The sequence below is a fragment of the Photobacterium makurazakiensis genome (assembly GCF_050336715.1).
Classification (GTDB): Bacteria; Pseudomonadota; Gammaproteobacteria; order Enterobacterales; family Vibrionaceae; genus Photobacterium; species Photobacterium makurazakiensis.
On record NZ_JAKJSJ010000037.1, the window covers coordinates 42,140 to 67,834 of the forward strand.

Consider the following 25,695-nt stretch of genomic DNA (forward strand, 5'->3'; position numbering starts at 1 on the left):
AATTTTCGCCGTCCTAATGAATGTTATTTTGAATTTTGCTGGTCTTGCTAGGACTGTTTGGCTCTACAAAAATTGTAGAGCCTTTTTTTAGAAATGAAATACTTAATTATTGTTATAACGTCTTCATATATTCAACTAATGCAATTTTATCATCCTGCTTCAAATCAACACCGTATGTATGGCCACGGTTGCTATTTCCCAGTAACTTGGTATCAAATAATGAAGAGTGGGGCACCTGCTCGTTAATAAAACCGACATTCACAGTGTCTAATTTTCGACTGCCGACGTAGAATTCTTTTAAACGCTTTTCTTCTGGCTTTAATAACTCCATTAGTGAAAGTACAGAGCCATTGTGAAGGTATGGAGCGGTAGCCCAAATTCCATTGAGCGGGCGAGCTTTATAGACTTGCCCATTACGTACCGCAGCTTTTATTGCTTTTTGTTCCGGCGTAGTTTGGAGGTTGTTAATGTAGTCCTTGACATCAACCACAACCAAACCAGAATCAAGAAGTTCTTTACATAACTTTGGTGTCAATTTGCATTTGGAGTTTATGAATTGAGCTGTAGCGATTAAGTCTTTATAAGCTTGTTTGAAATCATCTAGATCTTTCATTGCTTTCTTTGCGTAGGCATAACGTTGTTTCTTGTCTAGGCCAATACCATTATTTAAAGCTTGATTGCTTGCTAACTTTCCACCTTCATATTCAACAAAGCTTGCGGGCATCGCTTCTTTTATCTGCGCAATAATAGTCCCTACAACCGAATTTACCAAAGGATCTAAGCCCGTTGTAATAGTACCTATTTGTGGGCCTAATTTGCCAAATTCATGGCGAGAGTTAAATGCTCCACTATCTCTATAAGCTAATAGGTTTATGATTTCTTGTGCATCGGTTTTTACATCAGATAAAGGTGTAAGTTGTGCTTTATAAGGTTTACCTTGATCTGACTTAGCGACGACGGCATGACAACTGGCGCATTCTTTTGCATAGATACTTTTACCTTGCTGCGATTTTGATGCGTCGATGCTTGATAGCTTCTGTGGCCAAGGTGGCGCTTTTAACTGTGCGACTCTCGCTTCTAAAATACCTAGACCTTTAAAATCTAAAGATGACGGGTAAGCGACAGTATTTGTGTCTTTATCTATTTCAATCTGTCCGTAAACGCCGAGTACTTCACCGCCATTTCGAATCAGTGCCCCGAGACTTAATGGGCCATTAGGTGCAAAACCTGTCCACTGAACGACATCCGACTGATGTGTCCCCCAAAGAAATGGGTAGCTTACCGGCGCATTTGCAACACGCGCGTTATGAGGGTCATTGTTAAAAACCGACAATACTTGATTAAAAATCGCTCCGATTGCATCAAGTCGTCCGTAGCCATATGGCGCTTGATGATCATTCGGCACATTGATTTTATTACGGTGATTAAGTTTGTCGGTTTGCTTAATTAAATCTAATTTCAGGCGATCTTTATTGTCAGTGCTATCTATATAGTTTGATGTTTGTAATACGTTTTTGGCGAAGCGTTCAAATTTATCATCATCTCTGATTGTTGACTCGAGGGCTGTGACTAAATCGACATTGAATTGCTGAAAGTTCGCCATTGTTGGGCCGCCATCAATGCGCATTACCGTGCCTTTATATTCAACTTCCGTTGTATGGCAAGCCGCACAATTCATACCAACCCAAGCTCCGTTGGCCATCCCTGGGTATATTTGTGATTTTGTAGTTGTAGTTGTAGCTGAAGGTGTGTCTTTAACAAAACCGATGCTCAGTCCATCGGGGTTAATACCTTTAATTATATTGCTAGGGATATAACCATAACTGCTTATATTATCGTTTGCGCGAAAGAGCGATGTACTATTGACTTGTTCTAAATATAGATACCAATCATAAGGCATTATTCTTGAACCTTGACTGGTAGAGTAGAATTGCTGTTGGGTTTTTTTAGTCCAACCTTGACCAAGATTAATGGCTTTGTTAGTACTGCCCTCTACAGGCATGGAGTAGGTTAATTCAGTCCCATCTTGAAATGGAATTGTTCGCTGTAATACTTCTATCTCAGCGAGTTGCTTGATTTCATTAAGCCATTGCTCTGAAAACGGATTTTTTTCTTCGCTTGCAATAACGTGAAAGTTAAAAAGGAACAGAGTGGAAGTAAATATTTTGATGATTATTTTTAGTTTACACATAACCTTTCCTTAGTGATCTTTATACCGTAAATAGATTAGAGGTATATATCATCACGGGTTATTACCTAGCCATTACATAGAAACCTCATTTAAAACTGAATGGGGATGCAGTAAAAACGAAAAAGCCCTGACTAAATCAGGGCTTGATAGTTTTTAGTGAAAACTAAACGCGATTAATAGTGCCAAGGGAACTGGCTGAAATCTTGGTCACGTTTCTCTAGGAAGGCATCACGGCCTTCTTGCGCTTCAGCGGTACCATAGGCAAGGCGCGTTGCTTCACCAGCGAATAGCTGTTGACCGACCAAGCCATCATCTGGCAGGTTGAAGCCGTATTTAAGCATACGCATGGCTGTTGGAGATTTGCTGGTAATTTCTTTTGCCCAGCGTAGTGCTTCTTCTTCTAATTCGAAGTGATCAACAACCTTATTTACCATACCCATTTCATATGCTTCTTGTGCACTGTAGTCAAAACCACAGAAGAAGATTTCACGAGCGCGCTTTTGACCAATCATCTTCGCAAGGTAAGCGGAGCCGTAGCCTGAATCGAATGAGGCGACATCAGGATCAGTTTGCTTAAATACCGCGTGTTCTTTCGAAGCAAGCGTTAAATCACATACAACGTGAAGACTATGACCGCCACCGACAGCCCAACCAGGTACAACAGCGATAACAACTTTAGGCATAAAGCGGATCATACGCTGAACTTCCAGAATATGTAGACGGCCCATACGAGCTACGTCGGCTTTACCCGCTTCTTCACCTTCGTATTTGTAACCGTCTTTACCGCGAATACGTTGGTCACCACCTGAAGAGAACGACCACTGACCTTTCTTAGAAGGGCCATCACCCGTTAATAGAACACAACCAACATCTGACCACTGTCGAGCGTGATCAAGCGCTGTGAATAATTCATCAACGGTTTTAGGGCGAAATGCATTTAAGCAATCTGGGCGGTTAATGGCGATACGTACCGTACCATGTGCTTTAGCACGATGATAAGTAATGTCTTCAAAATCAAAGCCTGGAACGATATCCCATAGTTCTGGGTTAAAAATTGTTTTGTCAGTCATGTTGAAACTAGCCTCAACGAATGGATGACATAAGGCTAGGGAGTTGAAAGAAAATGTCAATTTCTGAATGAAAAAGTAGTGATATTAATAGCGGAATATGAAATGAGTGTTTACTCTGCGACCGTTAATACAGTGATAAGGGCTAGTACGCCACTAGCCCTAAGTTCAAGTTATTAGTTAGCTAGGCGCGTTATTTTTCTTTTTCTTGATAAGCCAAGACCAATCAGACCAAATCCAAACAGCGCAAGTGTTTCTGGCTCTGGTACGTAGTTATAGTAAATCCCGCGAGATGCAAAGGTATCGCCTGCAGGGCCAGTGATGAATGAGGTAAACATCGGATCCCAGCTTGTAAGTCCGATATGGTGGTTAACAAAATGTCCACTAATACCATCGGTTAATCCCGGCACATTACTTACTTGATAACCTGTACCAAAAGAGCCATTACTTTCTGAACCAGTAATCACAGCACTTAAATCACCTAAGTTATTTTCATCTTCCCAAATAACATGGCCACCGCCATCTAGGTAGGGTTTGATTACCGTTGCCCAGTCTGCATTCAATGATGTACTGCTATTCCAAGTAAACAATAACAAATCGTAAGTGGAAAGTAGGGCGGCTGTGCTAAGGGCATTAAAGGCAGCTTCAGTAATACGATCGACACTACCAGCAAGATCACCGCTGGAAAAAACATCATCCAATTCACGATTACCAAAATTCCCGCCAATTCCTGCTGCGGTGATAAAGGAATCGGCGCTATTGCCACCAGTTAAGAAGTTTACTTGGTTGAGTAATAAGTTGTACTGGTTACCTGCGGGATCGCCTGCACCTCTTTGGGCGTGATAATCATTATCGATACCTGAAACAATCATCCCTGCTTGGGTTGCTGTAGAGAATCCGAATGCCATTAAGCATGATAGAACTAACTTCTGATTTCTCTTTAACATAACCTACCTCACCTTGGTTTATTGATTACTTTGAAAACAATTTCAATATGCGTCTTCAATTGAGTTGCAATATGAAGACCAACTTTTCATTATTTATTTTCATATTTAAAATCAATAACTTGGTGTCGTTATTTTGAAATGGTTTTTGGCGAGTGTAAAAAAAGTTGACAGTAAAATTGAGTCAGGGCGTATTCGGGGTGTTGGTTTGTTAACAAGCGAGACTAACTTATTGGTCACATCGATAAGTACGTGATCATAAGAATTAGATGAGTGCGAATGGTGAAATGTAAAGCCAGTAGGCATCGCACATATTATTCGTATTAATATGTGCGACGTTGAGGGCAGGTGTGAATGTTGGGTAAGCGAAATTAAGGTATTTTATTGGGCTCAAATCAAGAATATAAAAATCTTTAGTGCGTTTGTTTTTTACGGCGACTTATGATGCCAATGAGTCCAGCTAGCATAAAGCCAAGTGATGCTGGCTCTGGAACTTGTGCTGCTGGTGAATAAGCAGTAATTAAACGTGTCCAATCACCGGGTGCACTCGCTCTCCAGCTGATGTCTGTGCTACTGCCATCGAAAATGGTCGTGTCTCCGCCCTCTAGCCCGCGTAAGGTGAAATCATTGTAATCAATACCTGGACGTGCAAGTTGAGCATCACTGTCAAACAAGTTTTGATCTGATGTGATGAAGGCAAATACTTGAGAATCGAGAACAATGGATGCATCAATGGTTCCTACACCATCAGGATCCCACTGTACGTAATGACTTGAGACAATGGTGCCAGCTTTAATGACATATTCTCCACCACCAATATCTTCAATGAACGACGCTGATGGGTCAAAAACACGATCAACCGTTAGGTCTGACGTGAGAGTATGGTTTTGAACTTCATCCCAAGCGATAAGTGTATTGTTATTAGGGTTCGGGGTGATAATACTGGCCGGGGAATCCGTAATTTCACAGGTTACTGCCGGGCCATTAGCTGCAGTACCAGAACAGTTATCAATACTGACTAAGGTTGCATGAGAAGCAAAACTAGTCGCCGTTAATACTGTAGTAATGAGTGCCTTAGATAGCTTCATTATATTTCCTTGAGATATATCATTTAGGTGAAGAAACAAAATTTCGAAGGTATTATTTGTGTCAGATAATGATTCTAATCACTAATCACTAATCACTAATCACTAATCACTAATCACTTTACGATGCTTAGAGCGACAAATAATACCGATGAAACTGGCAAGAATGATGCTAAGTGGTGCAGGCTCAGGCACTTGTGCTGCTGGCGAATAAGCCGTAATTAAACGAGTCCAATCTCCCGGAGAAGTTGCTCTCCAGCTAATGTCAGTACTGTTATTATCGAAGACTGTCGTATCGGCATTCTCTAAGCCCCTAGAAGTGAAGTTATTATAATCAATACCAGGACGAGCAAGTTGAGCATCACTGGCAAACAGGTTTTGGTCTGATGTGATGAAGGCAAATACTTGAGAATCGAGAACAATGGACGCATCAATGGTTCCTAGGCCGTCTGGATCCCACTGTACGTAATGACTCGAGACAATTGTGCCAGCTTTAATGACATACTCACCGCCACCAATATCTTCAATGAACGACGCTGTTGGGTCAAAAACACGATCAACGGTTAGGTCTGATGTGAGTGTATGGTTCTGAACTTCATCCCAAGCGATAAGTGTATTGTTATTCGGGTTAGGGGTGATAATACTGGCTGGGGTATCTGTAATTTCACAGGTTACGGCTGGGCCATTAGCTGCCGTACCAGAACAATTATCGATACTGACTAACGTTGCATGAGAGGCAAAACTAGCAGTGGTTAATATTGTGGTGATGAGTGCCTTAGATAACTTCATGGCATTTCCTTTAAACAAATCGTTGAGATGGTTAATCATTTAATCTGAAAAGCTTGGGCTAAAAGTGTTATCTACTTTTAGATTTTCGGTTAGGGCATGCTTTTTAACGTGATCCCAAGCAATAAGTTCATTGTTATTTGGGTTTTCCGTAATACTACTAGCTGGCGAGTCTGTGATTTCACAGGTTACCGTTTGGCCGTTGGCTGTAGTACCAATACAGTTATCAATACTGACTAAGGTTGCATGAGAGAAAATGCTACTTAACGAAAGTCCTACAATAACGGCGGTGTTAAATACCTTCATATTGAAACCCTTTATTTAATAAATCACGGAAGCTTGTTTTTAAATAAAGCAACAATCGTTCCAAGTGTCGTAATTACTTGTAAATAAATGAGAGTTATTGATATTAATAGAATTTATTCATATGGCACAACATCAATTACCTTGTGGTAAAATGCAATTTTCATATCAAATAGCGATCAAATCATGACATCACTAGCATTAATTGACACAATAGCTGCTCGAGCAATAACTGACTGATAATTCCATGCCTTACACATATAGCCTGCCAATAGAATCGATTAAAAGTGAGTTTTTAAGTTTACTGAGCCAGCACCATCTTGTGGTACAAGCTGAAACAGGCTCAGGGAAATCGACTCATTTACCGGTGTGGGCGGCTGAGCAAGGTAGGGTATTGGTGGTAGAGCCTCGCCGAGTTGCTTGTACGTCACTGTCTGAATTTGTGGCATCACAAAGGGGTGAGCAAGTTGGTCAGTCGGTAGGGCATGCTATTCGCTTTGATAATCAGTTTGATGACAAGAGTGAGATTGTTTTTGTTACGCCCGGTGTTGCCCTGCGTTGGTTAACGGAAAACAAACTGGAGGGTTTTAGCACCGTAATCATTGATGAATTTCATGAACGCCGCTGGGATACCGATTTGTTACTTGCGGTATTAAAGCAACTTGATAGTCATCGCATTGTAGTGACATCTGCAACGCTAGACAGTCAAAAGCTCACTGAATATCTAGCGGGACACTGTTTGCAAGCCAAAGGGCGAAACTTTCATGTCACAACATCACACTTAGCCACTGATAGTCGGAACATGCCTGATGTCCGTCACATTGATAAGCAAGTTAAAAATGCGGTGCTAAGTCATTATCAAGAACATCGCGATATTTTAGTTTTCTTGCCCGGTCGTAAAGAAATTCAGCAATGTTTATCGATGTTGAAGCAAGCACTTGCGGCTGAGGTCGATATGGGATTAATCGACATAATCCCACTACATTCATCGGTTACTGATGATGAGCGTCATCGTGCACTGACTGAGAGTGATAAGCAGCGGATTATATTAGTAACGAACGTGGCTGAAACATCATTAACGATCCCCGGTGTGACATTAATTGTTGATACAGGGTTAGAGCGTAGAACCCATCAGCGCAATGGACGAACCGTTTTGGGGCTGCATGCTATTTCAAAAGCCAGCTCAGAGCAGCGCAAAGGGCGTGCAGGACGTGTTGAAGATGGTGTATGCCTTCGACTTTATGGTAAAGCAGCACCACTTGAGTTGGTCACTCCACCCGAATTACATCGAGAGGAACTGGTAGAGCCGATGCTTGCTGCTGCCTGCTGTGGTTTCAAGCTGGCACAGTTACCATTTGTTGATGTATTGCCTGCAAAATCGCTAGATATCGCATCTGAAAAGCTTCAAACCATGAAGGCAATTAATCAAAGTGGTGATGTTACAAAGCATGGCCGACTCCTTTATCCGCTACCAATAGATACGCTGTTTGCGCACCTTATTACTGCGATGCCTGACAAGGCGAGCCAAGAAGCGATGGTTGACTTATCTGCCGCTCTGAGCATTTATCAGCGATTATGGCAAATGCCTTCATCGGAAGAAAAGCGAGAGCAGTTACTGAAATGGGAGCCGAATGGTTGTGATGCAACCGCCTTAATTAAATTATTACGTGGCCCTGTACCTGAGTGTTTGAATATTGACGCGGAACTTCTGAAAGAAGCGAGACAGTTGTCAGACCAAATTCGAACCGCATTGTCATTACCCGCACTTGAGGTTGCAAGCTCATTGCGTCGTGAACAATGGCTAGAAGCAATAATGCTTGCGATGCCAGATTTGGTGTTTGTTCGTCGTCAAAAAAGACGCCAAGCCCTAGGTAATGGTTTTGTTGAAGTGAGCGTAGGTCGTGATAGCCGTTACAGTGAAGAAGCCGAAGCCGCGATTGTATTCGATCAGTTTGCTGTGCCGGGGAAAGGGGTGAAACAAAACTTGGTCTTGGCGACGTGCATGGCCCCAGTACCTTTATCAATGTTAAATCAGCACTCTTTTGGTGACGATGCGACGGGTGAAACGAAAGTGACTGATAACGGTTGTTTAGTCGAGTACCAAAAAATCTATGCGGGCAGGGTCATTTACTCGCACTGGGCGCCACCACAAGGTGAGTCAGCGCTAGACTCTTTGGTCGATATGACATTAAGTGGGCAGCTACTTAATGGCCTTGCTGAGCGCCTTACTGCCGATATTCACCAGTGGAATTTATATATTGCACTAGGGCGATACCAAGCCGATGTTTGCACAAGATCAGCGGAAAGTACCGACGTGAAGCGGTGGCTGGTTGAGCAGTTTGAAGCGTTGGGTATAGAGTCTATTGATGATATGGAATTATTTACTGCCGATGATTTTATTTTTGATGGCATTCCTGTGTGGGAAAGGTCAGATTTTGATGATGCCTTTCCGTATCAAGTGATCTTAACTGATCTTGCGATGAAGATTGAGTATCAAATCGCTCGTAAGCTGGTGATTGCCGTACATACAAATGGTAAACGTAAGCAAGATCCGAAGCGTTGGGAGCTGCCGCGATGGCAGGGGTGGCGAGTTCAGTATCGTAAAGCAAGCAGGACGATAGATATTCGATAAATACTCAATATACCATTTGAACATGCCAATTAAATTTGTCGTTTGATTTAAACAGCAGGTTGCAGCCTGCTGTTATCGGTAATATGATTCGTTATTTAGGTTGAGCTGCTATTTTGGCTCGAATAAATTCAGAATGATCAACGTATACCAATTCAGCAACCTGTCTTATTACCGCTTCTTCCATTGGGTCTAACACGCCGTCAGCGTAGGCCACTTGCCACATGGCTTCAATGAGTGCGTAGCGTTGCTCTGGTTCTAAAGTGCGTAATTTCGTGGTGAACTCATACAGCGAAACAGATTGTTTGCTTTTACGCTTCGCTTCATCAAGTAAGACTGCCGCTTCCTCATCGCTGATTTCAAGTAAGTTAACCAACAAATGTAGTTTTGCGGTTTGCTCTCTTGGATCATCACTATGGTCTGCATTAGCCACTTCACAAAGTAAGCAAGCCATCGCCAAATGTAGTGATGGAGTATCGACTGCACCACCATCGGTACCTTCATGCATTACTTGTCGGAAAATCGTACGCAGTTGTTGGAACATGCCTTACCTCTGTATCAATTTTTATCTCTAACGTTTTAAGTGTGGGCGGTTTTCATAAAATCGACCAATCTAGTTATGAACGTCATTTTCCATAGAAGTTCCACAGAAATCATGTGGGAGATGTGGAAGGGTATTTAGGTAAAACTGAAAAGAGGCGGCATGTAGTGGTCAAGAAAAAAGGAGCGTGTTAGCTCCTTTATGCTACGACATATTATCGATACGCGACTTAGAAGCGTGCGTTAATAATAGGGAACACGGGGAAGTCGTCACTAACAAAAGTACCAGACTTATCGTAGTTGATTAGGCCAATTTGAATACCTTGATTAATGCGCTCCGTAGCATTGATGAAGCCAAACTGTAGGCCATCTAAACTACCCGCATAGTTGAATGCACCCATTTGTAAGCCAGTAAAGTTACTGCCCGTATAGTTAGCAAAACCAAGATCAGCACCTTTAGCCGTACCATCGTTCCAGTTAGCAAGGCCAAGTTTTAAACCAGTAGAGTTACCTGTAACTCGGGTTGCACCGAAGAATACACCTACACTCAAGCCGGTGAAGTTTTGAGACTCTGCGATACCTAAAATAGGCAGTTGGAAACCTGTAACTTGTGGTGTTTGTCCGTAAAGTAATGATGCACGGAAACCTTTAACATTGCCATCAGGTAGGTTGTTGCCTGGAACTGAAAGCTGAATAGGTTGTTCTGCAAATGCTGGAGCCGCCATAACCGTTGCCAACACTAGGCTCATTATTGTTTTTTTCATTTCTACATCCTAGATATAAATGTAGAAAAATCTTACATGAGTTAAGGCTTTAGTTGCAATATGTTACTTATTCAATTGAAGGGAAATAGCAAAAATATTGTTATGAGGCATATGTTCGGCTTCTTCTCGACGGGGGAAGCGTACAAGGATCAATGCACCTTGCTGCTTTTTTTATTTTGATGGAGTACTTTCGTATATCAAGTAGCAGCCTGATTGCCGTACACACTGAAGAAGTGTGATAGAATCGCCGCAGTTAATTAATATCAAGCTGATATATCAGGAATTCCTTTGACTCAGTCGAATACCTCTCAGTCTGACGTTTTAAATAATGAAAAGACGTTAAAAGCCGCGATTAAAGATTGCATGATTCGCGATCGTTTCCGTTTACACAAACGTGTACAAGGTGCGGCAAGAATAAAAAAAGATGCAGCTAAACATGCTGTATTTGATGAAATAGCGCTCGACATTGCTAAATCAATGCAAGTTGTAGAGATGCGCACTAAACAGCGCCCAGCCATTACTTACCCCGAACAGCTACCTGTTAGTCAGAAAAAAGACGATATCGCGGAAGCGATCAAAAACAATCAAGTCGTGATTGTTGCAGGTGAAACCGGCTCGGGTAAAACGACGCAAATCCCTAAAATCTGTATGGAGCTAGGGCTCGGCGTTAAAGGCATGATTGGTCATACCCAGCCGCGTCGTCTTGCTGCTCGTACTGTGGCAAGCCGTATTGCTGATGAACTTGAGTGTGAACTCGGTTCTTACGTGGGCTATAAGGTTCGCTTCAACGACAAAGTGTCTGATCGTAGCCAAGTTAAATTGATGACTGACGGTATCTTACTGGCTGAAATCCAGAATGATCGTTTTTTAAGTCAATATGACACCATCATTATTGATGAAGCCCACGAACGAAGCCTGAATATTGACTTCATTATGGGTTACCTGCGTGAGTTACTGCCAAAGCGTCCTGATCTAAAAGTGATCATTACCTCGGCAACTATTGACCCAGAGCGTTTTTCTAAACACTTTTTAAATGCTCCTATCATTGAAGTCTCTGGCCGTACATTCCCTGTTGAAGTGCGTTATCGTGCTGTATCAGAAGACGGTGACGATAGCGACCGTGATCAGCTACAAGCCATTTTCGATGCGGTTGATGAACTGTGTGATGAAGGGTTAGGCGATATCCTGATCTTCATGAATGGTGAGCGTGAAATCCGTGATACGGCCGATGCATTAGGAAAACGTAATCTACGTGATACCGAAGTGCTGCCGTTGTATGCACGATTGTCTGCAAGTGAACAAAATCGCATTTTCCAATCACATGCAGGTCGCCGCATTGTTCTTTCAACCAACGTAGCGGAAACATCGTTAACTGTACCGGGCATTAAATACGTTATTGACCCTGGCACGGCACGTATAAGCCGATATAGCTATCGTACCAAAGTACAGCGCCTGCCGATTGAACGTATTTCTCAGGCAAGTGCTAATCAGCGGAAAGGCCGTTGTGGTCGTGTTGCTGAAGGTATCTGTATTCGTTTGTACTCAGAAGACGATTTCTTATCTCGCCCTGAGTTTACCGATCCGGAAATTCTACGAACTAACCTTGCCTCGGTTATTTTACAGATGACGGCAATTGGTCTTGGTGATATTCAAGCGTTTCCGTTTGTAGAAGCACCAGACAATCGTAATATTCAAGATGGTATTCGCCTATTGGAAGAGCTTGGTGCGATTAACACCAAAGCGAAAGATCCGCGTAAGCGTTTGTCTAATATGGGACGTCAATTAGCACGATTGCCTATTGACCCACGTTTAGCCCGTATGGTGCTAGAAGCGCCTAAGCAAGGTGCATTACGTGAAGTGATGATCATCGCGTGTGCGCTTTCAATTCAAGACCCACGTGAACGCCCTTCAGAAAAACAGCAAGCGTCAGATGAGAAGCATCGTCGTTTCTACGATAAAGACTCTGATTTCATGACGTTTGTAAACCTGTGGGATTACATTCAAGAGCAGCAAAAAGCACTGTCAGGTAACCAGTTCCGACGCCAGTGTAAAAAAGATTACCTGAACTATTTGCGAGTGCGCGAATGGCAAGATATCTACTACCAAGTTAACCAAGTCGTTAAAGAACTTGAACTACGAGTTAACGAACAAGAAGCCAGTTACCAAGGTATTCATACTGCTATTCTTGCTGGTATGTTGTCTCATATCGGTTTGAAAGACCAAGAGAAAAACGAGTACCAAGGCGCTCGTAATGCACGATTCAATATTTTCCCTGGTTCAGGCATTTTCAAGAAGCAACCAAAGTGGGTAATGGTTGCTGAGCTAGTTGAAACGTCTCGCTTATGGGGTCGTATCGCAGCAAAAATTCAACCTGAGTGGGTTGAGCCTTTAGCTGAGCACTTGCTGAAGCGTAGCTATAGCGAACCGCATTGGGAGAAGAAGCAGGCATCTGTTGCTGCATTTGAAAAGGTTACCTTGTACGGAATTCCAGTCGTTGGAAAGCGTAAAGTTAACTACGGTCAGATTGATCCGGTCTTATCTCGCGAGTTGTTTATCCGCTCGGCGCTGGTGGAAGGTGATTGGGAAACCAAGCATAAGTTCTACCATCAAAACCGCAAGTTGCTTAAAGAAGTTGAAGAGCTAGAGCATAAATCTCGTCGTCGTGACATTTTGATTGATGATGATGCGTTGTTTGAGTTTTATGATCAGCGTATCGAGCACACGGTAGTTTCAGGCCGTCACTTTGATGCGTGGTGGAAAAAGACGAGCCGTGAAAATAATGAGTTGCTTAACTTTGAACGTGAAATGCTGTTCAGAGGCGATGCAAGCCATGTTACCGATTTGGATTATCCAAACTTTTGGCATCAAGAAAACTTGAAGCTAAAGTTGAGCTATCAGTTTGAACCGGGTGAGGGCAGTGACGGTGTCACGGTTCATGTGCCGCTGCCAATCTTAAACCAAGTGGATATCGATGGTTTCGATTGGCAAATTCCGGGTTTACGTCAAGAGTTGGTTATTGCTTTGATTAAAGCATTACCGAAACCAGTACGTCGTAACTTTGTGCCAGCACCAAATTATGCCGATGCATTCTTGGCGCGAGCAGACGCAATGGCAATGCCATTACTAGATTCGCTTGAGAAAGAACTGAAGCGAATGACTGGCGTTACTGTTCTGCGTGAAGACTGGAATTTAGAGCAGATCCCAGATCACCTTAAGATCACTTATCGTGTTGTTGATCATCGCAACCGCAAGCTGAAAGAAAGCAAAGATCTATACAGCTTGAAAGATGGCCTGAAAGAGAAAGTTCAAGAAACGTTATCGAAAGTAGCTGATGATGATATTGAGCAAGAAGGCCTGAAAACTTGGAGCTTCGGTAAACTACCTGAACGTTATCAGCAAAAACGTGGTGGCTTTGAAGTAAAAGCATACCCAGCGATTGTTGATAATAAAGATTCTGTTGGTATTAAACTGTTTGAAACTGAAGAAGAACAGCGTAATGCCATGCAGCAAGGTCAACGTCGTTTAGTTCTTTTGAATGTACCGTCGCCGATCAAATACCTACATGCTAATTTACCGAACAAATCAAAACTTGGTCTGTACTTTAACCCGTATGGCCGTGTGCTTGATTTGATTGATGACTGCATTGCTTGTGGTATTGATAAGTTGATTGAACAGAAGGGTGGTATAGCATGGGAGCCAGAAGCCTTTGAAGCGCTTAAAGAGCACGTCCGAGGTGAGTTAGGTGACACGGTTGTTGAGATTGCTAAGCAAGTGGAAGAAATTCTGACAACAGCTTTCAGTATCAATAAACGCCTAAAAGGCCGTGTGGATCTAACAATGGCGTTTGCGCTGTCTGATATTAAAGCGCAAGTTGAAGGCTTGATATTCAAGGGCTTTGCTACTGAATGTGGTTGGCGTAAGCTTCCAGACATTCTTCGCTATATGCGTGCTATTGAGCGTCGGATGGAAAAGCTACCAATTGACCCAAATAAAGATCGCATGCATATCTTAAAAGTAGAGTCTGTTGTCTCAGATTATAAAGAGCTGCTTAATAAGATCCCGAAAGGTCAACCAGTGCCAGATAAGGTGAAAGAGATCCGATGGATGATTGAAGAACTTCGCGTTAGTTTCTTCGCTCAGCAGTTAGGCACACCGTATCCGGTATCTGATAAGCGTGTACGCAATGCGATTAATGATTGCTAGTTCATTAGGTGTATATCGAAAAAGCCAGAGCATGTGATGCTCTGGCTTTTTTATGGTTAAGCGACAGACAGCGCCGTATTTTGGTTGATAAACGATAAATCTAAACTACGAGCGACACTCTCGTTGGTTACTTTGCCATGGATGACATTGAGGCCATTCATGAGGTTTTGATCACTCTGCAAAGCATCTTTATAGCCAAGATTTGCCAGACGTAGGATATATGGCAAAGTCGCGTTATTAAGTGCAAATGCAGAGGTACGGGCTAATGCACCTGGCATATTACCAACACAGTAATGAACAATACCGTGTTTGATATAGGTTGGTGCGTCATGTGTCGTAACGACAGATGTTTCAAAGCAACCACCTTGGTCTATCGCGACGTCGACTAAAGCAGATCCTGGACGCATTGCTTGTACCATTTTCTCTGATACTAATTTTGGAGCCGCCGCTCCAGGTATCAATACACCACCAACGACAAGATCAGCACCGATGACTGCATCTTCAAGATTTTGTTGATTTGAATATACCGTTTTTACGCTCGAGCCAAACTGTGCATTTAGGCGGCGAAGCGTATCGATATTGTTATCAAGAATTGTGGTATCAGCGCCTAAGCCAACTGCCATCTGTGCTGCATTTGCGCCGACAACGCCACCACCGATAATGGTTACTTTTGCAGGTGCAACGCCCGCTACGCCACCCAATAATAAGCCAACCCCACCTTGAGACTTTTCTAGGCAAGCAGCACCGGCTTGAATTGACATTCTGCCAGCGACTTCAGACATTGGCGCTAATAGCGGTAGTGAATTATTGGGGCCAGTAACTGTTTCATAGGCTATACATACCGCTTCACTTTGAATCAGATCTTCTGTCTGCGCCATATCAGGGGCAAGGTGTAAATAAGTGAATAGCAACTGGTTCGCTCGCAGACGAGCACGCTCAACAGCAAGTGGTTCTTTAACTTTCACGATCATTTCAGCAATGGCAAACACTTCATCTGCTGTAGCTAAAATCTTTGCTCCAGCTTGGCGATATTCGTCATCGTTACAGCCAATACCTAACCCAGCACCGGTTTCTAAATATACAGTATGGCCTTGTGTGCACACTTCACGCACGCTAGCAGGCGTCATTCCGACTCGGTACTCATGTACTTTAATTTCTTTTGGTATGCCAATAATCATCATTCACTCCTTGTGATCTTAAATGCTGTCGTTTCTTACGATGTTGAAATTGTTCCAAGCTTGCGAAGTAGGCATCACTTCTAAGCTATTGATATTGATATGCGCAGGCTGTTCTGCAATCCAAAGAATCATCTCTGCGATATCTTCTGGTTGTAATGGTGAAGAGTTTTCATATACGGCGTTGTACTTCGCTTGATCGCCATTGAAGCGTACAAGACTGAATTCACTTTCCGATAATCCAGGCTCTAAGCTAGTTACTCGAATGCCAGTACCGGCGAAATCACAACGTAGGTTACGCGAGAACTGAGCAACAAAAGCTTTGCTGGCACCGTAAACATGGCTACCGGGATATGCCCAATTAGCTGCAATACTGGCAAGGTTAATGATGCTTGCTTTGGGTTGTATATTAAGAATGGGTAGCAGAGCATGGGTGACATTCACTAACCCTGTCACATTGGTGTCAATCATGGTTTGCCAATCACTCAGAGATGCTTGATGAGCAGGATCAGTGCCGAGTGCTAGTCCTGCATTATTCACCAGAATTTCGATATTTTTAAATGCGTCGGGTAGAGTAGCGACAACGTCAACGACCTGCTTTTCATCACGCACATCAAGCGTGCTTGTGAAGACATCAGTAAATTGCATCAGTTCATCGGCGACAGCGGCTAACCTTTCTGAGCGGCGTCCTGTCAGAATGAGTGGGTAGCCTTTGTGTGCAAATAGGCGGGCAGTCGCGAGGCCAAAGCCCGATGTCGCACCTGTGATAAATACGCTAGATTGTGTCATGGATATTCTCCTTAATGATGTGTCGTTGCCAGTGCGACGAGTGCTTTTAGTAAGCTGAAACCAGACAGTGCGAGTAATAGGTAATAGGAAAAATGGTGAATGCTCGCGATCTGTCGTGCTTGGTAGCACCTGCGACCTGCAAGTACGCCGAACACGCACAGTAGCCCCATGATGAACGGTTGCTCTGGCAGAAAATAAAATTGTTTACGGTAGGCATAACCGAGCCCGGCGGTTAGGCAGGTTGTTAGAAAGAAATAACAAATTAAGGTATCGCGTTGTTGTTGTAGTGATAACTTGCTGTGCCGCAAATGAATGACAACAGGGGCACCGCCAGCGGATACTGCACTGGTCGTCCAACCCGACATTAAGCCGCAAAGATAGGGTGATGCGAGCATTCGCTTTGCCAGTGGTGTACGAATCGATGGCAATAGCGCAAGCGATAAAATAGTAGTGGGTACCAAGATTTGTAAAACAGTATTTGGTGCGCTCCAGAGTAGAATTAACCCAAGAGGAATACCTAAAAGGGTGGCCCATAATAGTTTCTGCAATTGACTGAAGTCAGTACGGTTCCAGCTAGTTGCAACTAAAGGTAAGCTGATGATGAGATCCAGTAATAAAACGGCTGGAACCGTTTCAGCAACTGGGTATGACAAAGTCAGGATCAGAATTGCTATTGCTGAAAATCCAAATCCAGTATAGCCACGAACAAAGGCTGCTAAAAATAGCGATGCTGGTACTACATACAATGTAAACACTCTGCCTTCCTTGTTCTTGCTAGTGATTGATGTAACAAGAATAAATTTTGACAGAGTGTTTGATTAGAGCCAGTTCGGTTAATTTGTAGGGGCAGCTATGCCTTTTGTTGTGGCAGCAGTGCAACTTTGTAGTGAATTAAATACATCAGCGAGCTTCTTTATACCGGTTTCGATTTTATCGTGATGGATCGCAGAGAAGCCAAGTCGGATATAGTGATTAGAGGCATGATGGCTTGAGTTTTTATGCAAGAAAAAATGGACATCACCAGATTCCACAAGAATCCCTTTCTCTCGAGCGGCGGCCTGTAAAGAAGCACTCTCAATGCCATCAGGCAGCTTGAGCCAAAACGCACTGCCACCCAGCGTATCATTGGTTATGCATTGAGGAAGGTAGGTTTCGATACTCCTTCTCATCGTTTGCCACTTCTCTGTATAGTGTGCTCGAAGTTTTCGCAGATAGGTATCGTAATAGCCCATTGAAATAAATAAGGCGCAGGTCCGTTGGTTATTGGCGGGAGGGTGACGGTACATTAAGCGTCTTAATTGCCTAGCTGCTGTAATTAACGACTCATCTGCGACCATAAATCCGACCCTAAGCCCTGGGGATAGCGATTTCGATAAGCTACCGACATAGACAACACGGCCATGGTTATCAAGGCTTTTTAGTGACGGGTGAGGTTGCTGAGTGACATTTACTTCGCTGTCGTAATCATCTTCGATTATTACAAAGTCATCACGTTCCGCCGCGGTTAGTAATTCCTCCCGACGCTCCATCGACATCGTGATATTGGTTGGTACTTGATGGCTAGGTGTGGTGTAGACGTAATCACAGTGGCGAAGTTGCTCGTTAATGACAACGCCTTGTTGATCAATTGCTAGTGGTTGAATAGCAGCACCTTGGCTGTGGAATATGTTTCTGGCATCCGGGTAACCGGGATCTTCTATTCCCACTCGAACCCCGTTTGTTGCGAGTAGATTAGCTAAAAGGTAGAGAGAGTTTTGTGTTCCAATCGTGATGAGGATATGTTCAGGGCGTGCTTGAATACCACGTTTTCTTAACACATTTGTTTGCAACTGATTAATTAACATTGGGTCATCACTGTCAATCGAGTCAGAGATCCAATCTTTTATTACACTCGCTCGCTGTGCTAAACGACAACATTCGCGCCAGTGGCTGAGGGGGAATAGCGTATGGTCCGGTTGACCGAAGATAAATGGATAGGGGTAATGTTGCCAATTCCTTGGTTTTTCGATATTTCGCATTGAACCTGTTTCTAGTGCCAGTCGTTTGCGCCAGAAATGTGCAGTTCTTGTGCAATAATTGGGCGCTATATCATTCACCTCTGCGCTCAGTATATCTGTTCTAGGGTTTGCGTAATAACCGCTGCGTTGATGAGCCAGTAAGTAACCCTCATCAACCAGACGGTCATACACCAAAGTAACCGTATTGCGAGATACACGAAGCATTGATGCCAATTTACGGCATGAAGGCAGTGCTTTATTCGAAAACGCCCCTTCATTAATCTTTGCTAAAAGATGCTCTCTAATTTGTTCTTGCAGACCTCTTTCTGGAGAAAATTGAATATGAATTAAGTGGTCATTTTTCATGAGGACATCCTTATCTTTATGAATTCTAATCACTTAATTGCATTAACTATGCCACTCTTACATTGAGATTCAGGCATTGAGATTTAGACATTGATGTTAAGGCTTGTACTTCCAGTCCTGATTATATTGCCCTTAACTTTTCTTACTTGTATGGCCAGTAAAATTTAAATTCTGGCGCTATGGAGGGGAAGAAAAGTGAATTAGGGTAAAATTATTAAGACAAGGAGGTAATTATGCTCACGATAGAAGAAGGCACCGCGGATACTTATCAGAATGTTATTGAACTCGATAAATCGTCGGTTTGGCATCACATGACACAGCATGCCACGCAAACACCAGTAATGATGGTTAAGGGAGAAGGAAGTTATATTTGGGATGCTTCGGGTAAGCGATATCTTGATGCTTCCGCAGGTGGGGTATGGTGCGTTAATGTTGGTTACGGGCGTACTTCAATAGCTGATGCTATTCGGGAACAATTACTAATATTAAATTTCTTTGCGGGTACTGCTGCTACACCTGTGGCTGCCGAGTTTTCTGCCAAGTTACTTGAGAAAATGCCGGGAATGGGAAAAGTGTATTTTTCAAATTCAGGCTCGGAAGCCAACGAAAAAGCCTACAAAATTGTTAGGCAAATCGCTCACAAAAAATATGGTGGCAAAAAGCATAAGATTCTTTACCGAGAGCGCGACTATCACGGTACCACAATTTCGTGTTTGAGCTCGACAGGGCAAGAAGAGAGACGAGAACAATATGGTCCGTTTACGCCTGGTTTTGTTGAATTTCCGCATTGCTGTGAATACCGTAGCCAGTATGGTGATGTTGATAACTACGGTGAGTTAGCTGCAAAAGCGTTTGAAGATGTGATTTTAAGCGAAGGTGCCGATACCGTCGGAGCTGTTGTTATCGAGCCAATAACTGCTGGAGGGGGAGTGATCCCGCCACCAGAAGGTTACCTTGAAGCTGTTCAGGCAATTTGCCGTAAATACGACGTATTACTGCATATTGATGAAGTAGTGTGTGGTTTGGGAAGAACTGGGGCTTGGTTTGGGTACCAACACTACGGTATTCAGCCAGACATTGTCACCACGGCTAAAGGAGTTGCTTCTGCATACGCAGCAATAGCTTGTACTGTGGTGACAGATGAAATATTTGAATTGTTTGAGCAAGAGCCGTTAGAGCGGGAAAGTTTCTTTCGTGATATTAGTACGTTTGGAGGCTGTACTGCAGGCCCTGCAGCTGCTCTTGAAAACTTGCGTATTATCGAAGATGAAAAGCTAGTCGAGAATGCCGCCCATGTTGGGGAGTACCTCATGTCGCAACTACTTGAATTGATGAATAAACATTCCATCATCGGCGATGTGCGCGGGAAAGGGTTATTTCTAGGATTAGAGTTGGTTATTGATAGGGAAACTAAAATACCTGTCGATGAAAAAGTCGCTATGCAAGTTGCGGCACATTGCGCAAAATCTGGAGTATTAATTGGACGAACCAATCGTTCTTTCCGGCTTTTTAATAACACTCTGTGTCTAAGCCCGATGCTAACTGTAACGTTAAATGAAGCTGATATTATTATTGCTGCACTCGATGAAGCATTCGAAATGATCTCAGTTTAAACGGTTAATACATAAAATATAACCAACCAAAATGCAGCGTCTTTATGGCGCTGCATTTTGTTATTCCAGCAGATGAATACTAATCAGATTGGTTTGCACCAATTTGGATGACCATATTATCGCATCGCTGGACCAATAAAACTTTGAATTGGTACTACAGCCATTTGGATACTTTGCGTAGCTTAAAACCGTCCCTCTAATTTAAAAGGAAGAAATTATGAGTAGTTTTAAAGCGACCGTTACCAAAACCAAAGCTGTAGTATTAGTAAGTGCAATGTTGTTTTCATTTTCGGCTACGGCAGCAAAAGAAGTGACTGTTGGTTACCAAGGCATGTTTAACCCAATGAAATATGCGATAGATCAGCAATTATTCGATGGCCTAGACGGCTATACGATTAAGTGGCGGAGATTTGATTCTGGCGCTAGAGCGATTACAGCAATGGCTTCTGGTGCTGTTGATATGACTGTCGCTGGCTCGAGCCCTATAGCCAGTGCTGCAAGTAATGGCATTGATATGGAGCTTATCTGGGTGATGGGGAATATTGCGGATGCTGAGGCCCTTGTTGTTCGCAATGGTAGCGGGATTTCATCGCCAGCAGATTTGAAAGGAAAAACCTTAGCGGTACCTTTTGTTTCAACTACACACTTTCATATGCTATTTGCCTTGGAACAGTTTGGCCTAGGTGAAAAAGACGTAAAGCTGCTGAATATGCAGCCTAGTGCGATCGCAGCGGCATGGCAGCGTGGAGATATTGATGGTGCATTTATTTGGGATCCAGCATTAGGCACAATTAAGCAAAACGGCTCAGTTTTGATTTCATCAAGGCAGTTAAGTGCTTGGGGAAAGCCGACTTTTGATGGGTTGATTGCGAATAAAAAGTTTACCGCAGAGAACAGTGATTTCGTGACGAAATTTTTAACGGTGGTTGCGAAAGCCGATGATGATTACCGACAAGCCAAAGAAACATTTTCATCTGAGCATCCTATTGCCGTATCGGTGGCCAAATTATCTGGAGGTGATGTAAGTACCGTGCCAGAGGCAATGAGCCTGTATGAATTCCTTGATGTTAATTCACAGCTGTCGTGTCAATGGATAGGGTGTGGTGCAGAAGGTGGTGCGGTTAGAGCGTTAACATCTACCTCTGAATTCTTGCTTGAAGAGAAGAAAATTTCAGGTCTGCAACCTGATTATAGTGTGTTTGTTAACCCGGCATACGCCGCAGCAATTGAACTGTAAGTTGTTGTTATAAAGGAGAAGGCGTATGACGAAGGAAAAGGTATTAGAGATCCATGATGTATCGGTTGTCTATGATGACCGTGATGGTGGCGAAGCAGTGACTGCACTCTCGGGGGTAAATTTAACCATAGCACAAGGTGACTTAGTCGTTGCATTAGGGGCGTCAGGATGTGGCAAGACAACACTGTTGAACCTGATGGCCGGTTTCATACAGCCAACATCCGGTTACCTGACATTAGGATACTCACAGCTTGAAGGGCTCCCCCGTGTTGCATTAGGCCGTGAGATTGGTGATCAAATTACAGGGCCTGGAGCTGAGCGGGGAGTGGTATTCCAAAAGCATGCGCTTTTTCCTTGGTTAGACGTTATAGAGAATACGGCATTTGGACTGAAGTTGCAGGGTATTGAAAAACAAGAGCGCTTAGAGCGGGCTGCAAAGTACCTTGAACTTGTTGGGCTAAAAGACTTCCATCACCATAAAGTGTACCAGCTTTCTGGTGGGATGCAGCAACGTGTAGGTATTGCGCGGGCACTAACCAATGACCCGAGCATTCTATTACTGGATGAACCATTAGGTGCACTTGATGCATTAACTCGCGAAACCTTGCAAGAGTTATTACTTGATGCTTGGCAACAGACTAACAAAATGATGTTTTTTATAACGCATAGTGTTGAAGAAGCATTGTTTATGGCTTCTCGTCTAATCGTAATGTCACCGCGACCTGGGCGTATCACTCATAGTTTTGAGCTCGATTTTAACAAACGATTTTTAGAGTGCCGTGATGCTCGTATGGTGAAGTCAATGCCAGACTTTATCGAAATGCGCGAAAAAGTGCTGTCGATAATTCATCAGGATGAAGTGCCGGAGGTAGCAGCATGAGTCAATCAATCGAAATTTTCCCATCATCGACAGATGAAGATGCTCTTAAAATAAAAGCCGACTATGAGTCAGAACAGCAGCCTAAGCCACATTACCGCAGTGAAGTTGGAAAGGACGGAAGTTTACCGTTATTCCCTTGGTTGTTTCAGGCATTAAAGAATAAAACGGAGACGCCACCTAGCTATTATGGTGAACCTGGGCAGGGTAATGCCAAGATTGTTTCGGTGATTTCTGTCGTGACTTGTCTTCTGTTGTGGACGCTGGTGACCGAAACTGGTTGGGTGAAGCCATTATTTTTACCTTCACCTATATCGGTAATGGAGCGAGTAGGAGATTTGGTTGTTAGCGGTTTTTCTGGTGTCTCGTTAGGGCAGCATATGCTTGCAAGTTTAACGAGGGTGTTTGGTGCATTCTTTTTGGCTGCAATGGCTGCTATACCGTTGGGAATACTAATAGGCACAAATGTGTGGGTACGTGGGATCTTTGATCCTCTTATCGAATTTTATCGTCCATTACCACCTTTAGCTTATCTACCATTGGTTATTATTTGGCTGGGGATTGATGAAACGAGCAAAATTGCACTCATTTTCTTAGCCATGTTCGCACCAATAGCCCTGAGCGCTAGGGCTGGTGTCACTGCAGCAAAAAGTGAGCAAATTCAGGCCGCCTACTCAATGGGAGCAACAAAACTACAAGTCTTGTGGCATGTCATTATTAAAAGTGCACTGCCTGAAATCTTAACAGGGCTGCGTATTGGTATTGGTTTTGGCTGGACAACGTTAGTTGCAAGTGAAATGGTCGCGGCAGAGGCGGGTATTGGTTATATGGTTTTAAATGCCGCTGAGTTTTTAGTTACCGATGTCGTCGTCGCGGGGATAATCATTATTGGGCTTATCGCATACACATTTGATTTGTTTATGCGTTGGACTGAAAAGAAATTAGTACCTTGGAAAGGGTACTAATACTAAGCTGCATAAATACTAACTACATAAACACCAAGCGACATAAGTACTTAATCAGTCTTATATAGTTAAACCGTTGTTCTTTACGTTAGATGTTTTGTAATTAGAACCAGTAGTTAATGTAATCTCTGCCTTGATAACATCATAAAAAAACGGAGCACTTATGCTCCGTTTTTTTAGGAAAAGGTTTATAGGGAAATTAACGTTCCCAGTATGCCTCTTCTAGACAATCTTCACGCTCAGGCAAGCCACGCGATAGGCGAGGAGCATGCTGCGTTAATACTTCATAGCTTGCGCGGTTTGAGTATTGGCAGATCTGAGAGAATGATGAGTAGCTTAAGAACGAAGCAGTATGCTTACCTGAGTTTGGCACGTTTGCTTTGTGATAGCCGTTTGCCGACATGTCATGTAGCAGCGCTGAAAGCGCGGCATCACCAGCACCGTTTGTGTTCTTAATCTCTACAGGACCGCCAAGATATGGCGCGATGTGAGAATAAACACGGATAGGGTTTTCACAGCATTCTTTTTTCATCGGACGGCTGAATTCATACTTGTTGAAATCAGCAATATTGCCAGGTAATAGTGGCAGTGTGGACTCACGTTTAAGTGCGTCATCAGTGTAACCTGCCATATACAGACCGACAGGCCCTGCAGTACAAAGCACTAGGTCAACCCACTCAAGTGCTTTATCTGCAGCAACAAGAGGATCTTTTTCACCGGTTAACGCTTCAGCTTCTTCTTCATTCATCGCCACACAAGTAACGTGCTCTTTAAGAAATTGAATCCACCAATCTTGCATACCTTCAATAACATATTTTGWACCAAGCGTTAGCACGACGGGTACGTTATGTTTCTTAGCATGTTCAATTGCTTTTAGTGCCGACGACTTCATCGGATCGCCTTCTTTACCTCGAACAAGGTACGAAGAAAGCACGAGCGCAGAGGCATTTTCAAACGCACTTTCAGGCACGAATTCCGGTGAAAGTTGGTTCATTTCACCTTCATTGATCGCAAAAGTTCGCTCCCCATCTTCTGTTATAAGGGTATAACAGCGACCAATAGGACCATCAACAGGCTGCAGGTGATCAAGGTCCATGCGGCTTGATGTATTACATAGGTAACGGTAAGCGTAAGATCCAATTTTTAAATCTTGACTCATCACACCCAGAAGAATAGATCGATCATCGGCAAGTACAGAGTAGTTATGCAGAGTATTACCAACAGTATCACCAGGGTACTCATGGCTGATCAGATCGCGTTCTTTCAGTTCTTGATAAAGCAACTCGGCTTTATCTTCAGCAAGAACTAAAGAGTGACCCTTACTTAAGTTATGTCGAGCCAAAAATGCATCATCGATACGAGCTTCAATATCGACAATAGTTTGGCCAATACCAACTATGTGGGTACGAGATAGCGGGTTTTCTTGCTGGATTTGAGCAACTAATGGATCGCGGGCATTGACTGGGAAGTAATGCTTTGATTTACGCTGACCAGGGAATTTCATGTGTGAAGGCTATCGATTAATGGGGGATTTTGTTTCATTGTATCATAAAAATGCGAGTTACATCCCACTCTATGGCAATCTTATGACTAATTGTGATCTTTTGCTGTTTTTTTGTTCACGTCAGATTTGCGATAAGAAGTATTTGTTTGTTGGTGAGTTGCTCTCATAGCAAAACAGCCACGCAAGTGGCTGTTAAGAATGGCGATGGTCATAAATCTATGCTTAAGAAAGCATTTTGGGTTTATGGGTATTCGTACCGCCAACAGGGCGGTTAACAGAAATCGAACGACCTTTCTTCATGCCTTTTTCATAATCATCGGTCAGCGCTTTCATTGCTTCTTGAAGCTGCTTTTTGAACGTTTCGCGATCAATGTTTTCGAATTCTTTGTCGATGTAGTTGCTCATGCGCTTGTCATGATCATCATCGGTATTCAACTCAGGCAGTTTTTCAAGTGCCCCTTCAAGCCAGCCAGCAAGGAAAGAGGAAACGCGACGCGCGACTTCGGCATTACTTGTCCCTGTACCTTGAAAACTATTACGGAATTGACCTGTTTGTTGGTTCATTTCGCGATAAACAATATCAAAGGCAAAGGCGGCAAAAATGGCACGTTCTGCAACACCAATAAACTCAGCTTGTTTCAAACCTTTATGGTTAGTTAG

20 protein-coding genes are annotated in these 25,695 nt (G+C 43.2%); 6 read left to right on the forward strand and 14 right to left on the reverse strand.

From position 1 onward, the window contains the following. Positions 1-112: 112 nt before the first annotated feature. The 6 genes from L4D09_RS17080 to L4D09_RS17105 form a co-directional block, all read right to left on the reverse strand. A complete protein-coding gene (locus L4D09_RS17080) occupies positions 113-2,191 on the reverse strand; it encodes a di-heme-cytochrome C peroxidase (protein ID WP_428458718.1) in 2,079 nt (692 codons plus the stop codon). 173 nt (positions 2,192-2,364) lie between these two features. Next, on the reverse strand, positions 2,365-3,261 hold the full coding sequence (locus L4D09_RS17085; RefSeq protein WP_428458719.1) for a 1,4-dihydroxy-2-naphthoyl-CoA synthase: 897 nt from the start codon (positions 3,259-3,261) through the stop codon (positions 2,365-2,367). A gap of 173 nt (positions 3,262-3,434) precedes the next feature. Beyond that, on the reverse strand, positions 3,435-4,205 hold the full coding sequence (locus L4D09_RS17090) for a PEP-CTERM sorting domain-containing protein (RefSeq protein WP_428458720.1): 771 nt from the start codon (positions 4,203-4,205) through the stop codon (positions 3,435-3,437). Between the two features lie 410 nt (positions 4,206-4,615). After that, complete coding sequence (locus L4D09_RS17095; RefSeq protein ID WP_428458721.1) at positions 4,616-5,290, reverse strand: PEP-CTERM sorting domain-containing protein; 675 nt, start codon at positions 5,288-5,290, stop codon at positions 4,616-4,618. Between the two features lie 102 nt (positions 5,291-5,392). After that, positions 5,393-6,076, reverse strand: coding sequence for a hypothetical protein (locus tag L4D09_RS17100; RefSeq protein ID WP_428458722.1), 684 nt, complete (start codon positions 6,074-6,076; stop codon positions 5,393-5,395). A 39-nt stretch (positions 6,077-6,115) separates the two neighbouring features. Next, entirely contained in the window at positions 6,116-6,379 is a 264-nt protein-coding gene (locus L4D09_RS17105) for a hypothetical protein (RefSeq protein WP_428458723.1), read from the reverse strand. A 244-nt stretch (positions 6,380-6,623) separates the two neighbouring features. Between L4D09_RS17105 and L4D09_RS17110 the strand changes: the two genes are divergently transcribed. After that, positions 6,624-9,008, forward strand: a complete 2,385-nt coding sequence (locus L4D09_RS17110; RefSeq protein WP_428458724.1) for a DEAD/DEAH box helicase — start codon at positions 6,624-6,626, stop codon at positions 9,006-9,008. Between the two features lie 91 nt (positions 9,009-9,099). Here the strand turns inward: L4D09_RS17110 and L4D09_RS17115 are convergent, their stop codons facing one another. Next, positions 9,100-9,549, reverse strand: a complete 450-nt coding sequence (locus L4D09_RS17115) for a tellurite resistance TerB family protein (RefSeq protein ID WP_428458725.1) — start codon at positions 9,547-9,549, stop codon at positions 9,100-9,102. A 226-nt stretch (positions 9,550-9,775) separates the two neighbouring features. Further along, the gene (locus L4D09_RS17120; protein ID WP_428458726.1) at positions 9,776-10,309 is read right to left on the reverse strand and encodes a hypothetical protein; all 534 of its coding nucleotides are present in this window, start codon (positions 10,307-10,309) and stop codon (positions 9,776-9,778) included. Between the two features lie 363 nt (positions 10,310-10,672). Here L4D09_RS17120 and hrpA point away from each other — a divergent pair, with 363 nt between their 5' ends. Continuing rightward, on the forward strand, positions 10,673-14,512 hold the full coding sequence (hrpA, locus tag L4D09_RS17125; RefSeq protein WP_428458739.1) for an ATP-dependent RNA helicase HrpA: 3,840 nt from the start codon (positions 10,673-10,675) through the stop codon (positions 14,510-14,512). A gap of 56 nt (positions 14,513-14,568) precedes the next feature. Here hrpA and ald read toward each other — a convergent pair whose 3' ends face one another. The 4 genes from ald to pdxR all read right to left on the reverse strand — a co-directional run bounded on the left by ald (position 14,569) and on the right by pdxR (position 18,839). Beyond that, entirely contained in the window at positions 14,569-15,690 is a 1,122-nt protein-coding gene (gene ald, locus L4D09_RS17130; RefSeq protein WP_428458727.1) for an alanine dehydrogenase, read from the reverse strand. Between the two features lie 18 nt (positions 15,691-15,708). Further along, positions 15,709-16,476, reverse strand: a complete 768-nt coding sequence (locus L4D09_RS17135) for an SDR family NAD(P)-dependent oxidoreductase (protein ID WP_428458728.1) — start codon at positions 16,474-16,476, stop codon at positions 15,709-15,711. 11 nt (positions 16,477-16,487) lie between these two features. Continuing rightward, positions 16,488-17,231, reverse strand: coding sequence for a TSUP family transporter (locus L4D09_RS17140; protein ID WP_428458729.1), 744 nt, complete (start codon positions 17,229-17,231; stop codon positions 16,488-16,490). A gap of 78 nt (positions 17,232-17,309) precedes the next feature. Beyond that, positions 17,310-18,839 (reverse strand): MocR-like pyridoxine biosynthesis transcription factor PdxR, encoded by a 1,530-nt coding sequence (gene pdxR, locus L4D09_RS17145; RefSeq protein ID WP_428458730.1) that lies wholly within the window; start codon positions 18,837-18,839, stop codon positions 17,310-17,312. A 233-nt stretch (positions 18,840-19,072) separates the two neighbouring features. On the opposite strand from pdxR, the gene L4D09_RS17150 reads away from it, so the two are divergent. From L4D09_RS17150 to L4D09_RS17165, 4 genes are all read left to right on the forward strand, one after another. Continuing rightward, positions 19,073-20,452, forward strand: coding sequence for an aminotransferase family protein (locus L4D09_RS17150; protein ID WP_428458731.1), 1,380 nt, complete (start codon positions 19,073-19,075; stop codon positions 20,450-20,452). Positions 20,453-20,669: 217 nt separating this feature from the next. Beyond that, the gene (tauA, locus tag L4D09_RS17155; protein WP_428458732.1) at positions 20,670-21,689 is read left to right on the forward strand and encodes a taurine ABC transporter substrate-binding protein; all 1,020 of its coding nucleotides are present in this window, start codon (positions 20,670-20,672) and stop codon (positions 21,687-21,689) included. 25 nt (positions 21,690-21,714) lie between these two features. Next, on the forward strand, positions 21,715-22,569 hold the full coding sequence (locus L4D09_RS17160; RefSeq protein WP_428458733.1) for a taurine ABC transporter ATP-binding protein: 855 nt from the start codon (positions 21,715-21,717) through the stop codon (positions 22,567-22,569). Then, a complete protein-coding gene (locus L4D09_RS17165) occupies positions 22,566-23,531 on the forward strand; it encodes an ABC transporter permease subunit (protein WP_428458734.1) in 966 nt (321 codons plus the stop codon). The genes L4D09_RS17160 and L4D09_RS17165 overlap by 4 nt, the downstream gene beginning before the upstream one ends. A 199-nt stretch (positions 23,532-23,730) precedes the next feature. Here L4D09_RS17165 and L4D09_RS17170 read toward each other — a convergent pair whose 3' ends face one another. Further along, positions 23,731-25,035: an inosine/guanosine kinase gene (locus L4D09_RS17170; RefSeq protein WP_428458735.1), complete on the reverse strand. Its 1,305-nt coding sequence runs from the start codon at positions 25,033-25,035 to the stop codon at positions 23,731-23,733. 222 nt (positions 25,036-25,257) lie between these two features. Then, on the reverse strand, positions 25,258-25,695 hold a 438-nt coding region (locus L4D09_RS17175), incomplete at its 5' end, for a DUF7168 domain-containing protein (RefSeq protein ID WP_428458736.1).

Coding starts and splice junctions, on each gene's coding strand:
- L4D09_RS17080 (WP_428458718.1), bottom strand. CDS start 2,191: ATGTGTAAACTAAAAATAATCATCAAAATATTTACTTCCACTCTGTTC.
- L4D09_RS17160 (WP_428458733.1), top strand. CDS start 21,715: ATGACGAAGGAAAAGGTATTAGAGATCCATGATGTATCGGTTGTCTAT.
- L4D09_RS17120 (WP_428458726.1), bottom strand. CDS start 10,309: ATGAAAAAAACAATAATGAGCCTAGTGTTGGCAACGGTTATGGCGGCT.
- L4D09_RS17135 (WP_428458728.1), bottom strand. CDS start 16,476: ATGACACAATCTAGCGTATTTATCACAGGTGCGACATCGGGCTTTGGC.
- L4D09_RS17085 (WP_428458719.1), bottom strand. CDS start 3,261: ATGACTGACAAAACAATTTTTAACCCAGAACTATGGGATATCGTTCCA.
- L4D09_RS17090 (WP_428458720.1), bottom strand. CDS start 4,205: ATGTTAAAGAGAAATCAGAAGTTAGTTCTATCATGCTTAATGGCATTC.
- L4D09_RS17110 (WP_428458724.1), top strand. CDS start 6,624: ATGCCTTACACATATAGCCTGCCAATAGAATCGATTAAAAGTGAGTTT.
- L4D09_RS17105 (WP_428458723.1), bottom strand. CDS start 6,379: ATGAAGGTATTTAACACCGCCGTTATTGTAGGACTTTCGTTAAGTAGC.
- pdxR (WP_428458730.1), bottom strand. CDS start 18,839: ATGAAAAATGACCACTTAATTCATATTCAATTTTCTCCAGAAAGAGGT.
- L4D09_RS17100 (WP_428458722.1), bottom strand. CDS start 6,076: ATGAAGTTATCTAAGGCACTCATCACCACAATATTAACCACTGCTAGT.
- tauA (WP_428458732.1), top strand. CDS start 20,670: ATGAGTAGTTTTAAAGCGACCGTTACCAAAACCAAAGCTGTAGTATTA.
- hrpA (WP_428458739.1), top strand. CDS start 10,673: ATGATTCGCGATCGTTTCCGTTTACACAAACGTGTACAAGGTGCGGCA.
- L4D09_RS17115 (WP_428458725.1), bottom strand. CDS start 9,549: ATGTTCCAACAACTGCGTACGATTTTCCGACAAGTAATGCATGAAGGT.
- L4D09_RS17165 (WP_428458734.1), top strand. CDS start 22,566: ATGAGTCAATCAATCGAAATTTTCCCATCATCGACAGATGAAGATGCT.
- ald (WP_428458727.1), bottom strand. CDS start 15,690: ATGATTATTGGCATACCAAAAGAAATTAAAGTACATGAGTACCGAGTC.
- L4D09_RS17095 (WP_428458721.1), bottom strand. CDS start 5,290: ATGAAGCTATCTAAGGCACTCATTACTACAGTATTAACGGCGACTAGT.
- L4D09_RS17150 (WP_428458731.1), top strand. CDS start 19,073: ATGCTCACGATAGAAGAAGGCACCGCGGATACTTATCAGAATGTTATT.